The sequence below is a fragment of the Bosea sp. OAE506 genome, from assembly GCF_040546595.1.
Lineage (GTDB): Bacteria > Pseudomonadota > Alphaproteobacteria > Rhizobiales > Beijerinckiaceae > Allobosea.
In genome coordinates this window covers 1251115-1263972 of the sequence record NZ_JBEPOB010000001.1, presented here as the reverse complement: position 1 = coordinate 1263972, position 12858 = coordinate 1251115, and the positions used below count along the sequence as shown (strand labels likewise).

General features: G+C 69.2%; 14 protein-coding genes, 1 tRNA gene and 1 pseudogene. 8 read left to right on the top strand and 8 right to left on the bottom strand.

The features are described from left to right. The first annotated feature begins 175 nt into the window (after positions 1-175). On the top strand, positions 176-1984 hold the full coding sequence (locus tag ABIE41_RS06135) for a peptidoglycan L,D-endopeptidase MepK (RefSeq protein WP_210321102.1): 1809 nt from the start codon (positions 176-178) through the stop codon (positions 1982-1984). 77 nt (positions 1985-2061) lie between these two features. Then, positions 2062-2271, top strand: coding sequence for a hypothetical protein (locus ABIE41_RS06130; protein ID WP_192644963.1), 210 nt, complete (start codon positions 2062-2064; stop codon positions 2269-2271). A 119-nt stretch (positions 2272-2390) separates the two neighbouring features. Here the strand turns inward: ABIE41_RS06130 and ABIE41_RS06125 are convergent. Beyond that, positions 2391-2466, bottom strand: a tRNA-Ala gene (locus tag ABIE41_RS06125). Positions 2467-2592: 126 nt separating this feature from the next. Here ABIE41_RS06125 and ABIE41_RS06120 point away from each other — a divergent pair. From ABIE41_RS06120 to ABIE41_RS06110, 3 genes are all read left to right on the top strand, one after another. Then, the gene (locus ABIE41_RS06120) at positions 2593-2883 is read left to right on the top strand and encodes a YggT family protein (protein WP_192645143.1); all 291 of its coding nucleotides are present in this window, start codon (positions 2593-2595) and stop codon (positions 2881-2883) included. Positions 2884-2920: 37 nt separating this feature from the next. Then, positions 2921-3232 carry a DUF167 family protein gene (locus tag ABIE41_RS06115; RefSeq protein WP_192645142.1) on the top strand — a complete coding sequence of 104 codons (312 nt, stop codon included), beginning with the start codon at positions 2921-2923 and terminating at the stop codon, positions 3230-3232. Between the two features lie 69 nt (positions 3233-3301). Further along, positions 3302-3994 carry a carbonic anhydrase gene (locus ABIE41_RS06110; protein WP_192644962.1) on the top strand — a complete coding sequence of 231 codons (693 nt, stop codon included), beginning with the start codon at positions 3302-3304 and terminating at the stop codon, positions 3992-3994. On the opposite strand, the gene ABIE41_RS06105 is transcribed toward ABIE41_RS06110, so the two are convergent. From ABIE41_RS06105 to ABIE41_RS06095, 3 genes are read right to left on the bottom strand one after another with little or no spacing between them, the layout of a single operon-like run. Then, positions 3991-4581 (bottom strand): HutD/Ves family protein, encoded by a 591-nt coding sequence (locus ABIE41_RS06105; RefSeq protein ID WP_192644961.1) that lies wholly within the window; start codon positions 4579-4581, stop codon positions 3991-3993. The genes ABIE41_RS06110 and ABIE41_RS06105 overlap by 4 nt on opposite strands. 13 nt (positions 4582-4594) lie before the next feature. Then, positions 4595-5524, bottom strand: coding sequence for a site-specific tyrosine recombinase XerD (locus tag ABIE41_RS06100; RefSeq protein ID WP_192644960.1), 930 nt, complete (start codon positions 5522-5524; stop codon positions 4595-4597). Next, entirely contained in the window at positions 5521-5667 is a 147-nt protein-coding gene (locus tag ABIE41_RS06095; protein WP_192644959.1) for a histidine kinase, read from the bottom strand. Before ABIE41_RS06095 ends, ABIE41_RS06100 begins: the two co-directional genes overlap by 4 nt. Positions 5668-5837: 170 nt before the next feature. On the opposite strand from ABIE41_RS06095, the gene ABIE41_RS06090 reads away from it, so the two are divergent. The 3 genes and pseudogenes from ABIE41_RS06090 to ABIE41_RS06080 all read left to right on the top strand — a co-directional run bounded on the left by ABIE41_RS06090 (position 5838) and on the right by ABIE41_RS06080 (position 8691). Next, positions 5838-6461 (top strand): shikimate kinase, encoded by a 624-nt coding sequence (locus tag ABIE41_RS06090; RefSeq protein WP_192644958.1) that lies wholly within the window; start codon positions 5838-5840, stop codon positions 6459-6461. Continuing rightward, positions 6458-7610, top strand: a pseudogene (gene aroB / locus ABIE41_RS06085) (3-dehydroquinate synthase). Before ABIE41_RS06090 ends, aroB begins: the two are co-directional and overlap by 4 nt. A 112-nt stretch (positions 7611-7722) precedes the next feature. Continuing rightward, positions 7723-8691: a sensor histidine kinase gene (locus ABIE41_RS06080; protein WP_192644956.1), complete on the top strand. Its 969-nt coding sequence runs from the start codon at positions 7723-7725 to the stop codon at positions 8689-8691. 113 nt (positions 8692-8804) lie between these two features. Here the strand turns inward: ABIE41_RS06080 and ABIE41_RS06075 are convergent, their stop codons facing one another. The 4 genes from ABIE41_RS06075 to ABIE41_RS06060 all read right to left on the bottom strand — a co-directional run bounded on the left by ABIE41_RS06075 (position 8805) and on the right by ABIE41_RS06060 (position 12823). Next, complete coding sequence (locus ABIE41_RS06075) at positions 8805-9017, bottom strand: DUF4287 domain-containing protein (RefSeq protein ID WP_192644955.1); 213 nt, start codon at positions 9015-9017, stop codon at positions 8805-8807. Between the two features lie 91 nt (positions 9018-9108). Beyond that, a complete protein-coding gene (locus ABIE41_RS06070) occupies positions 9109-10260 on the bottom strand; it encodes a calcium:cation antiporter (RefSeq protein WP_192644954.1) in 1152 nt (383 codons plus the stop codon). 137 nt (positions 10261-10397) lie between these two features. Beyond that, positions 10398-12212 carry a glucan ABC transporter ATP-binding protein/ permease gene (locus tag ABIE41_RS06065; protein WP_192644953.1) on the bottom strand — a complete coding sequence of 605 codons (1815 nt, stop codon included), beginning with the start codon at positions 12210-12212 and terminating at the stop codon, positions 10398-10400. Positions 12213-12337: 125 nt separating this feature from the next. Continuing rightward, entirely contained in the window at positions 12338-12823 is a 486-nt protein-coding gene (locus ABIE41_RS06060; RefSeq protein WP_192644952.1) for a CAP domain-containing protein, read from the bottom strand. Positions 12824-12858: the final 35 nt, after the last annotated feature.

Sequence of the window (12858 nt, the reverse complement as noted above, 5' to 3'; positions counted from 1 at the left end):
AACAGGGCGGCGAGCCGGCTCCGTTTCGCCACGATCGGGGCGTAGCGGAGGGGCGCGCAGAAAGGGCTGGCCGGGCGATTGCCGGCTTGCTAACGAGGCGTTAACGCTTCTCCGCAACTGTTCGTTCACGTTCATCACGCGCCGCCCAAGCGGGGCATCGAGACGGGTCAGCAGATTGGGCAGCTCAGACGCCACGCTTTCGGCACGCAATGCGCGCCCGAAACAGGTCTTCCGCAGGGCGTTGACGCTCGGTGTGGCGGCCGGGGCCCTCCTGCTCGGCGTACGCGGGACGCAGGATGCGGTCGCCAATGGCGACACGCGGACGATCTCGATCCGCCACATGCACACCAAGGAAGAGACCACCGTCACCTTCAAGCGGGACGGGCGCTATGTCGCCGAGGGTCTCGAGAAGCTGAACTGGGCCCTGCGCGACTGGCGCACCGACGAGCCGATCCGCATGGATCCCCGCCTCTTCGACGTCGCCTGGGAGGTCCAGCGCCAGGTCGGCTCCGAGCAGCCCTTCCACGTCGTCTCCGCCTATCGCTCGCCAGGCACCAATTCCATGCTGCGGCGGCGCTCGCGCGCAGTCGCCAAGCACAGCCAGCACATGCTCGGCAAGGCGATGGATTTCTATTTGCCGGACGCCGCGACGGCCCGTGTCCGCGAGGCGGGCATGCGCCTGCAGCGCGGTGGTGTCGGCTTTTATCCCGGCGCCCACACGCCCTTCGTCCATCTCGATGCCGGCTCGGTTCGCTCCTGGCCGCGCATGACGCGCGACCAGCTCGTACGCCTGTTCCCGGACGAGAAGACCGTCCATCTGCCCGCCGACGGGCAGCCGCTGGGGGGCTACGAGATCGCCAAGGCGGAGATACTTGCCGGCGGCGGCGCGGTGGCCGGCTATGCCGCGGCCGATCTCGACGAGGGCGCCGTCATCTCCTCGGGCCGCAAGAGCCTGTGGGCCTCGCTCTTCGGCGGCGACGAAGAGGAGGCGGATGCCCGCCCGACCCGCGGCCGGCGCGCGGCCCCCAAGCCGCAGCCCGCCGTCATGGCCTATGCCAGCCCCAATCCCTATGCCGACAGCAACGCCTCCGATGGCGGGCGCTTCGCCGTCGCCGTGGCGCCGGCACCGGCGACCCGCTCGCTCGCGCAGGAGCGTGCCGAGCGCCTCAGCCCTCGGGCGCCCGAGCCGCCCGAGGCGCAGGCCGTCGCACCCGTCAATGCCGCCGCCGCGCCGCCGCCACCACCGCCCCCCGCTCAGGACAAACGGCCGGCGCTCGTCGATGCGCCGCTGCCGCTCGCCCGCCCGCGCGGCCTGACGGTGCCGGGAGAGGCCGAGGGCGCCGTTCAGGTCGCGGCACTGCCTGCGGCGGGCGGAGCGCTCGCCTTCGCCCAGGCCACCGCCGGCGCAGACCAGAAGCTCGTCCTGGCCGCGCTGCCTCCGCGGCGCCCGGGCGAGATCGCGCCGCCGGTCGAGACCGTTATCGCCGGCAAGCCGACCAATGCCCCCCTCCCGCCGCTGCGCCCCGCAGCCCTGGCGGGCCTCGCACTCGCCGGCCAATCGACCCCGCTGCCGGTCCAGGCCGCGGCGCTGCGCGGCAGCGAGGCGGCCCAGCCGGAAGGTCGGCTCGTCGCCGTCACCCATCCGCTCCCGCCCAGCCGTCCCGGCGGCAGCCCGGCGGTCAGCGCCGCGGTCGCGACGCCCGCCCGCCCGGCGCCGACCCCGATCGAGGCCCAATACGATTCGGACCGCGCCGGCCTGGATTCGCTCTTTGCAACCGTCACGCGCGCGCCGGCTCCTGCCGGGCGCAGCGTCAACGTCGCCACCGCCCGGGCCCGCACGACCGCCCCCGCCGCCTCGCCGATTGCCGGCCCGAGCCCGGCCGCTGCGCTCGGCTTCAGCCATGCCGAACCGAACGACGCGCGCACGGGCTCCTTCAGCGGCCCCGCGGTGAAGCCGCTGCCGACCAATTTCATCCAGAACTGAGCGATTGCGCCGGCATTAACCGATTGCTGACCGCCCGCAGCCCACACTCACGGCGATTCGCCAACAGTGAGAGTGACATGGGACAGGTTCTGCAGTTTCGGCTTCCGCCGGCACGCGAGGAAAGCCAGGCGGGCACCGCGCTCGATCTGCTCTCGGCGGTGGATTTCGCGCTCCGCGACCTCGTCGAGATCGCCAACCACGTTACCCTCGAAGCGGTCCGCGAGCAGGCCGCGGCCTGCCACGCCATGCTGGCAGCCGCTTACAACGCCGAGTTCGAGCACGGCTGAGCGCATTCGCGCTCTTCGAAGAAGCCTCGAACATACAAAAAATTAAGTCTGGCAGGGGGGCGCGGAGCGTTCCCACCAAGACCTGCCGAACAGCGCGACGATGCGGGTTTCGGAGGCCTTGGTGGAGCTGAGGGGATTCGAACCCCTGACCTCTGCAGTGCGATTGCAGCGCTCTCCCAACTGAGCTACAGCCCCGAGGCGCTGGCCTTCTAGGCCGCGCGTCGCCTGTCTGTCAATCGCTTGCGCCAGGAGTTTTGCGCCGGCGTCCTGCGGGTGGCGACGTGTGGCGAGGGCGCCCGACGACGATCCAGAGGAATGACGATGCGTGCCGTTCTCGACGTGGTGCTGCTGGCCCTGCAGATCTACACCTGGCTGCTGATCATCTCGGCCATTCTGAGCTGGCTGATCGCCTTCAACGTCGTCAACACGCGCAACCAGTTCGTCTCGACGGTCTGGGACATGCTCTACCGCGTCACCGAACCGGTGCTGCGCCCGATCCGCAACATGCTGCCCAATATGGGCGGGCTCGACATCTCGCCGATCATCCTGCTGCTGATCATCTTCTTCATCGAGCGCGTCATCGTCCTCTATCTCTACCCTGCCGTTTTCTGAGGTGGCGTCCCAGGTTGCGGGTCGGCTCTCCGCGCCCCTGCCCTGGACCGCGAGCAGCGACGGCCTGAGGCTGGCGGTGAGGCTCACGCCCCGCGGCGGGCGCGATGCCATCGACGGTGTCGACATCCTCTCCGACGGTAAGGCCGTTCTGAAGGTCAGGGTGCGCGCCGCGCCCAGCGAGGGCGAGGCCAATGCTGCCCTCATCGCCCTGATCGCCCGCGAACTGGGCGTTTCGCGCGCGGCGGTGACGCTGGCGACGGGGGCGACCTCGCGGGTGAAGCTGCTCGCGATTGCGGGCGATGCGAGCGCCCTGGCCGCCCGTCTCGAGGCCGCCTGCGGGCCTCGCTGAGGGCCCGGCGTCCATCCCGCAGCGCAGCATCAACTTGACGAAACCGCCCGCCTCCTGTTCGAAGGCGGCATGGAGACGCCCGCATCCCCCTTCCCCGACCGGCTGACCGAGGGGTACCGCGCCTTTCTCGACGATCGCTTCGACCGGGAGAAGGATCGCTACGAACAGCTCGCCGAAACCGGCCAGACGCCGAAGATCATGCTGATCGGCTGCTGCGACTCGCGTGTTTCGCCGGAAGTGATCTTCGATGCGCGGCCCGGCGAGATGTTCGTCGTGCGCAACGTCGCCAATCTAGTGCCGCCCTTCTCGCCGGACGACCAGCTCCACGGCACCTCGGCCGCACTCGAATATGCCGTCCAGGCCCTGAGGGTCGAACATATCGTCGTGCTCGGACATGGCCGCTGCGGCGGCATCCGCGCCTTCGCCGACGATGCCCAGGGCCCTCTCTCCTCGGGCGACTTCATCGGCAAATGGATCACGCTGATCGGCCCCGCCGCCGAGCGCACGGGCGGGCGCGGGCGGCACGAGACGCTGGACGGCTATGTCGAGCGCCTCGCCTTCGCCTCGATCCAGCAATCGCTCGCCAATCTGCGCAGCTTCCCCTGCGTGCAGATCCTCGAGAGCAAGGGCAGGCTGCACCTGCACGGCGCTTATTTCGCCGTCGCCACGGGCGTCCTGATGCTGCTCGACCCGGCGACGGGCCAGTTCGTTCCCGCCATCGGCGAGCTGCCGCGCAAGGCCGTTCCGCTGCGCTGCGACTAGCGCAGCCTGATGGTCGCCAGCAGGGCGCGGCCGGCCTCCACCGTGAGCGAGACGCTGGCCTCCGCGTCGATCCGCAGGGCATGCCCACCGGGAACGGCGATGGCTTCGCCCCCGCAGCGCGCCGTCACCGCCTCGCCCGGCGCGTAGAGGATGTGGATGGCGGGCGCCAGGGCGACCGTTGCGCCCAGCTCCGGCACCGTAAGATCGGCGCTGCACAGGGCGCGGTCGACGATGAGATTGACGACCTCGACCGGCCCGTTCTCCAGCCGGCTGACCAGCGGCAGTCCGCCGTCATAGTGCACGGGCATGAAGGGCTGGCGCAGATCGATCTCGCCGGAGGCGCCCTCCAGCACCAAGCCCGAGCCGACGATCACCGCCTGCAGCCGCTCATAGCCGGTGAGATCCGAGAACGGGCCGGGCTGGACGATGGCCGTGCGCCCGAGCCGCCAGACCATCCCCTCCCAGCCGGAAGGATCCGCGCCGGGCCGGCTGGCATCGGCGATGTCGAGCGTGACGCCGCCGCCATTCTTCCAGGGCTTGCTGCGGAAGGTTTCGGGAGAGAGGGGCGTCAGCACGACTTGGGTCATTGGAGGTCTCGCTTCAGGCTTCGTCCGCCAGCGGGTGCAGGTCGCGCACCAGGCTCTTCAGGCGGTCATCGAGGACATGGGTGTAGATCTGCGTGGTCGCGATGTCGGAATGCCCCAGCAGCTCCTGCACGACGCGCAGGTCGGCGCCGTTCTGGAGCAGATGGCTGGCGAAGGCATGCCGCAGCACATGCGGGCTCAAGGCAGCGCCCGAGAGCCCGGCCGCCCCGCCCAAAGCCTTGAGATCGCGCCCGAAGGCCTGGCGCGTGAGATGGCCGCTTTCGCCCTCGGCGGGAAAGAGCAAGCGCCCCTCTGCAGCCCCCGACTCGCGCAGCGCCGCGAGCCAGAGCTTCGCGGCCTCGCGCGCCGGCTCGTTCAGCGGCACCAGCCGGTCCTTGTTGCCCTTGCCGCGCACCACCAGGAAGCGCTCGCGCGTCGTTGCCGCCGAAAGCGGCAGCGCGATCAGCTCCGAGACGCGCAAGCCCGTGGCGTAGAGCATCTCGATCAGGCAGCGCATCCGCAGCGCCCGCAGCCGCGCCACAGGCGTCAATCCCTCGCGCGTGCAGGCCTCCCGCGCGGTGGCGATCAGCCGTTCGACATCGGCGACCGAGATCACCTTCGGCAGCGGCCGCCCGAGTCGCGGCCCCTGAATCGCCGCGGTCGGGTCGTTGGACGCGAAGCCTTCGGTGTAGAGGAAGCGGTGGAACTGCCGCACCGCCGAGAGCCGCCGCGCAGCGGAGGACGCTTTCAGACCCCGCTCAGAGAGATCCGCCAGCCAGCCGCGGATATCATCGGCCGTCGCGGCCTCAAGAACCCGCCCGCCGAGAAATTCCAGATAATCGTCGATGTCGCGCTGATAGGCGTCGAGCGTGTTGCGGGCGGCGCCGCGCTCGGCGGCGAGCATGTCGAGGAAGCCGTTGCGCCGCGCCTGCGCGATCCGGCTCATTTCGGCTGGAGCCGGGCAGGCGGAACCGTCTCGACCATCTCGCGCGGCACCGGCTGGACGAAGGTGACGAGCGCGACCATGCCGCCGAAGACGAGTCCGCCGAGCAGGGCCAGGAAGGCGACGAATCGGAACAGCGTCGGCACGGTGAGGCGGATCCTTCGGGGCGGTGACTGCGATGGCCCCACGCATCTTTCAGGAGATGGCGGATGCCGGCAAGGACGGCAAGGCCACAAGCGCCGCAAAATGCGGCACGGGGCCTGACGTTGTGTGACGGCTCATGTTAAAGGGCGCTGAAGACAAGGCTTCCATCGCTATGACGATCGTCGAGACGCTCGACCAGCCACGAGGTGAGGATATCGGCCCGGACCCGGCGGCGCTGCGGACCGCGATCGGCCCGCGGGCGATCGTGCTCGTCGGCATGATGGGCTCCGGCAAGAGCTCCGTCGGCCGCAGGCTGGCGACGCGGCTGGGCATGCCCTTCGTCGATGCCGACACGGAGATCGAGACCGCCGCCGGCATGACGATCCCGGAGATCTTCGCGCAACGCGGCGAGAGCGAGTTCCGCGATGGCGAGCGCCGCGTCATCAGCCGCATCCTGACGACGCGCGCGCCCCTCGTTCTCGCGACCGGCGGCGGCGCCTTCATGAACGCCGAGACCCGCGCGCGCATCGCCGATCTCGGCATCTCGATCTGGCTCAAGGCCGAGCCCGATGTGCTGATGCGCCGCGTCCGCAAGCGCTCCAACCGCCCCCTGCTCCAGACCGCCGACCCCGAGGCGACGCTGCGGCGGATGCTGGCCGAGCGCGAGCCGGTCTATGCGCTCTCCGATCTCACGCTCCTCTCGCGCGACGACCCCCATGACGTCGTCGTGACGGCGGCGCTGGCCGCGCTCGACCGGCATCTGAGCACTCCTCCGGACCGGAAGCCCGCACCATGACCACCCCTGCCCCGCAGACCGGCGCCCGGATCACCGTCCCGGTCGCGCTGGAAGGCCGCGCCTATGACATCCACATCGGCCGCCACCAGCTCTGCGAGGCGGCGTCCCTGATCGCCGCGATGGCGCCGGGCGCCAAAGTCGCTGTTGTCACCGACGAGCGTGTCGGTCCGCTGCATGCCCCGGCGCTGGAGGCCTCCCTGCAGCAGGAGGGCATCGGCTTCACCCGCATCACCGTGCCGCCCGGCGAGGCGACCAAATCCTACGCGCAGTTGACGACGCTGTGCGACGCGCTTTTGGCGGCGAAGATCGAGCGCGACGACCTCGTCATCGCGCTCGGCGGCGGCGTGGTGGGCGACCTCACCGGCTTCGCGGCGGCCGTGCTGCGCCGGGGCGTGCGTTTCGTGCAGATCCCGACCACCCTGCTGGCGCAGGTCGATTCCTCCGTCGGCGGCAAAACCGGCATCAATTCGAGCCATGGCAAGAACCTGATCGGCGCCTTCCACCAGCCGCGCACTGGTGATCGCTGACACCGCGCTGCTCGACACGCTCAGCGAACGCGAGTTCAAGGCCGGCTATGCCGAGGTGGTCAAATACGGGCTGATCGACGACCCCGCCTTCTTCGACTGGTGCGAGGTCAACTGGAGCCGCATCATCGAAGGCGGCCCTGAGCGTGACCATGCCGTCGCGGTCTCCTGTAAGGCCAAGGCGGCGATCGTCGCCCGCGACGAGCGCGAGGAGGGCGACCGCGCCTTGCTCAATCTGGGCCACACTTTTGCGCACGCGCTGGAGCGGCTGACGCGCTACGACTCCACCCGTCTCGTCCATGGCGAGGCGGTCGCGATCGGGCTCGCACTCGCCTTCCGCTTCTCGCAGCGGCTGGGTCTCTGCTCCGGCCAGGACGCGACCCGCGTCGCGCGCCATCTCGACGCTGTGGGCCTGCCCTCGACGCTCCAGCAGGTGCCGGGTGGGGCCGGCACGGCGCAGGAGATCGTCGCGGCGATGGGCCAGGACAAGAAGGTGAAGCGCGGCGTCCTGACCTTCATCCTCGCCCGCGGCATCGGCCAGAGCTTCATCGCGCCCGGCGTCGCGGCGGAGGAGGTCCAAGCCTTCATCGAGGGCGAGCTCGTCGCCAACGGGCAGGCGCATTGAGTGCGCGGACCCATGCAACGGATGTGTGAAATGACAGCGCAGCCGATTTGGCGGCGTGGCAGGCCCATGCGATAAGCCCGCACGGCGAATGCACGGTGGGACTGGGGGCCTGGTGACACCTGAACTGAGTGATGCCCGCTTTATGCGGAGCCTGCTGGCGGCTTCGGACGACTGCATCAAGGTCATCGCGCTCGATGGGACGCTTTCCTTCATGAGCGAAGGGGGGCAGCGGACCATGGAGGTCAGCGACTTCAATGCGCTCAAGGGCTGCCCCTGGCCGGATTTCTGGCAGGGCCAGGGCAATGCGGATGCGCTGCATGCCCTCGATGAAGCACGGGCTGGCCGCAGCGCGCGCTTTCAGGGCGCGGCGAATACCGCGGCCGGCAACCCGCGCTATTGGGACGTCCAGGTCTCCCCGATCCTCGACGCCCAGGGCCGTGTCGAGAACATCCTATCGGTCTCGCGGGACATCTCAGCGATGAAGGCGGCCGAGGAGCAGCAGCGGCTGCTCGCGCTCGAACTGAAGCACCGCATGAAGAACACGATCGCCATGATCCAGGCGATCGCAAACCAGACCCTGCGGGGCGGCGACGAGACGGAGAAGGTCAAGGCGCTGTTTCTCGGCAGGCTGGGCACTTTGAGCGCTGCTCAGGACGTGCTGACCCAGTCGGTCTGGGCGCGCGCCAGCCTGTCCTTCCTGATCAGCGAAACGCTGAAGGCCCATTGCAGCACAGCGCAGTTCAGTGTGGACGGGCCGGAGGTCGAGCTTTCGTCGAAAATGGCCCTGGCAATGGCTCTCGCGCTGCACGAGCTCGCGACCAACGCCACGAAGTATGGCGCCCTGAGCCGGGATGACGGGCGCATCGCCATCGGCTGGTCGATGACCGCCGACGAATTCCATTTCCGCTGGCAGGAGATCGGCGGCCCCCCTGTCGCGCTTCCCACCCACAGGGGCTTCGGATCGCGCATGATCGAGAAGGCCCTGGCGAGTTCCGTCCAGGGCATTTCGAAGATCGCCTACGAGCCGGCGGGCATCGTCTTCACGCTGACGGCGCCGATCGAGGCACTCACGACCGATTGAGGGCGCCGGCCGAATTGAACTGAGGGTGTCCGCGAACCCTCACCTCATCCCGGACAAGCTGCGAAGCAGCGCCGCTCCGGGATGACCTGTGGTCTCGCGTGCAGCAGAGGTCGTCAGTCCTTCGCCTCGGCCATCACATAGGCGACGATGGCGTTGGCGTGCCCATGGCCCAGCGCGTGCTCGCTCTTCAGCATGGAGACGATCTCCATATGCTTGGCCGGCAGCCGGTCCCGGACGATCTGCAGCCAGTCGCCGATCGGCCGCCCATAGGTCTTTTCGATGGATGGGAAGTAGGACGCCGGTCCCTTGATGCGCTGGTCGGCCACGATCGATCTCTCGCGGATGGGCTGGAAGCGACATTCGCAGACGATTGAGCAGCCCGCAATCCGGTCCAGGCCCGCCCGAAACGCGGCCGCCCTACGGGCTGAACACCAGCACCAGGAACACGAAGAATACGCTCAGATGCACGGCGCCCTCGAGCATCGTCGTGCGTGTGCCCGTGAAGGTGAGCGTCGAGAGCAGCAGCGTCATGCCCAGGATCACCATATTGGCGCCCGACAGCCCGAGCACGACCTCCTGCCCCGTGAACAGGCCGATCGCCAGCACGGCCGGCACGGTCAGCCCCAGCGTCGAGGCGGCGGCGCCCAGGCAAAGATTGATCGCACGCTGGAGCTGATTGGCGCTGATGGCGCGCAGCGCTGCGATGCACTCCGGCGTGAACACGACCATCGCGATCAGGATGCCGCCCAGCGCCACCGGCGCGCCGAGGCGGACGATGCCGAAATCGAGCACCACGGCGAGGCTCTTCGCCAGGATCACGATGGGGAGAATGTTGGCGAGCAGCAGGACGACATGGGTCGACGTCGCGCCGCCGGGATCCTCATGCCCGTCATGCTCGACGATCTCGATATCCTCGGCGTCGGGCGTGTGGCCGTGCGGGGCCGAGCGCACCGGCGGTGCCTGTTCCCGTGTCGGCTCGACGAAAAAGGAGCGGTGGCGCCCGGTCTGCAGGACGAGGAAGGCGCCGTAGAGCGCCATCGTGAACACCGAGAAGCTGATCGCCTGCAGCGTCGTCAGCGTGCCCTCGCCGGTCGAGGTGGTGAAGTTGGGCAGGACGAGCGGGATCACCGTCAGCGGGATGATCACGGCCAGATACGACGAGGCGCCCTTCATGTTGTAGCTCTGGGCGAAGTGGCGCAGCCCGCCGACCAAGAGGCCGATGCCGACCACGCCGTTGAGCACGATCATCAGCACCGCAAACATCGTGTCGCGACCCAGCGTCGGGGCGCCCTTGGCGCCGAGCATCACCGCCGAGATCAGCGCCACCTCGATGATGACGATCGAGAGCGTCAGGATCAGCGTGCCGAAAGGCTCGCCGAGCCGGCCCGCCAGGACCTCCGCCTCATGCACCACGCCGAACGCCGCCCAGATGATGACGCCGAGCAGCCAGGCGAAGACCAGCGCCGCAACCAGCGGTTCGCCGAGCCGCCCGAGCAGGGCGTCCCCGAACAGCAGGAAGGCAGCGACAGTCGCCCAGGCGCAGGCGAGGCGGAGGATGGTGACGGGCAAGGCTAGTCCTTTCGACGGATGCGGATGGTGCCCGCCGCGGCGCGGACATGCGAAAAGGGCCGCGCGCGGCGACCCTGCACGAGATCAACGCGCGTCCTGCGATCCGGTTGCCTCCGCGGCCCGGAAAACCGCCGATGTCAGTCGAGCGCGATGGTGCGCGCCAGCGGGCTGGCCGCTTCCTCGGACAGCGCGGCCGCCTTGTCCGTGACGAGATACTGCGCGCGCGCCAGGGCGGCGAAACGCCCGCCCTTGGCCACGAGCTCCTCGAAGGAGCCCATCTCGATGACCTGCCCCTGCTCGAAGACGAGGATGCGGTCGGCATTGCGGATGGTGGCGAGTCGATGGGCGATGACAAACGTGGTGCGCCCCTTCATCACCTCCTCCAGCGCCTTCTGCAGCTTGACTTCGGTGGAGGCATCGAGCGCCGAGGTCGCCTCGTCGAGGATCAGGATCGGCGGGTTCTTGAGCAGCGCCCGGGCGATGGAAAGGCGCTGGCGCTCGCCGCCGGACAGCGTGCGGCCGCGCTCGCCCACCAGCGTGTCGAGCCCGTCGGTCTGACGCGCCATCACCTCGCTGGCCTGCGCGCGCTCGAGCGCCTGCATGATCTCCTCTTCCGTCGCGTCCGGCTTGCCGACGCTGAGATTCTCCCGGATCGAGCGGGCAAACAGCATCGGCTCCTGGAAGACGACGCCGATGTTCCGCCGCAGCGAGATCAGCGAGATCTCCCGGATGTCCTGACCGTCGACGGTGATGCGGCCCGATTGCGGGTCGAAGGCGCGGTGCAGCAGCCCGAGCGTCGTCGACTTGCCCGAGCCCGTCGAGCCGACGATGGCGATGGTCTCGCCCGGCGAGACGGAGAAGGAGACGTCCTGCACCGCCGCGCGCTTGCCGTCATAGGAGAAGGACACGTTCTCGAAGGCGACCGCGCCGGAAAGCCTTCCCGCATCGGGCGCGCTCGGCAGGTCGCGGACCGCCGGCAGCGTGTCCATCACCTCGAAGAACTCGCGCATCTTCGGCGCCTGCATGAAGATGAAGTTCACGAAGGCGACGATCTGCTCGAGCCGGCCGACGAGCATGGTCGCGAAGCCCATGAAGGTCACGATCTCGCCGACGGTGGTCAGCCCCTGCATCAGCAGCCAGGCGCCGACGACGAAGATCGAGAGCACCGTGAGCGTCGCCGAAGCCCGGGTCGCCACCGTCGCAATCGCCCACCAGGACAGGACCGGCAGCTGCGCGTCGAGCAGGCTCGCGATGGTCGAGCGCAAGCCGCGCACCTCCGCCTCGATGCGCGTGAAGCTCTGGATCACCGGCACGTTGCCGAGCGCATCCGAGGCCCGCTCGGCAAGGTTGGAGTGGTAGGCCTCGACATTGCTCTGCAGCGTGTCGGTCTTGCGCAGCACATAGGCGGTCAGCGTGCCGAACAGGACCACGAGTGTGATCAGCAGCAGGCCGAGCTGCCAGTTCTTCCACAGCGTGAAGGGCAGCAGGATGAAGAGCGCGACGAGGCTGGCGCAATGCTCGCGGAAGAAGGACAGCCACAGCGCCCACATGCCGCTGGTGCCGTCGAGCATCACCTTCAGCACGCGGCCCGAATGGGTCTGCGTGTGATAGGCCAGCGGCAGGGTCAGCGCATGCTCGAAATAATTCGCCATCACCGCCAGGCGCCGGCGATGGGCGAGCCGGTCGGAATGCAGCGAGACGAAGACGCTGGCGCCGATGGTGAACAGGCCGAAACCGGCCCAGGCGGCGATCAGCGGCCCGATATCGGCCCAGCTCAGCCTGAGCCCCGCCCCCTGGATGCTGGTCAGCTTGTCGATCAGCGCGCCGAACAGCATCGGCTCGGCAAAGGACGCTGCGGCCAGCAGGACATTGGCCAGGGCCAGAACGACGCCGAGGCGCCGCTCCGGGCCGAGCTCGCCGAGGACCCGCGCATAGATCGAGAAAAGCGACATGGCCGCCAGCTTTAGCTGACGCAGCGCCCCGGGCAAGCGGCGCGCTGAACCTTCTCGACGTCACGCTGTCTTTCGGGCTGCAACGACCGTGGCCGGCGCCCGCCGGAGGGCGGTTGCGCCGCCCGTCAGGGCGCGAGGACCAGCGCCCAGTAGACCTGGTATTTCGAGCCCGGCGCATAGGCCGTCGCAATCCCCATCCGGGTGGCCCCAGGCGTTTTCATCACGCGGTCATGCTGCGGCGAATCCCGCCATCCCGAGAAGGCTTCCGCCAGCCGCCGATACCCCGCCGAGAGATTGGCCTCCGCACCCGCCTGCCCGCTGCGGGCGAGCCGCCCCTTCACGGCTTCTGCCTGCGCGGGCTTGTCGGCCGCAGCCATCGCATCCGCCTCCTGCTGCGCCGCCGCGACGAGGCCGGGGTCCAGCGTCAGCGTGTTCAGCCCGGCGTTCAGGCGGTAGGCCGAGATCATCGCGCGGGCCTCGCTGGCATCGACGCGCGCCGAGGCCGAGCCGAGATCGCGATAGAAGGCGGGTTGGCTGGTGCGGGCGGGCTCGGTACAGCCGGCGGCGCCCATCAGGGCGAGCGCCCCGGCGAGCAAAGCGGGGCAGCTCATCGACCGGGCTTTCGTCCGGCCGCGCGGGAGGCAAT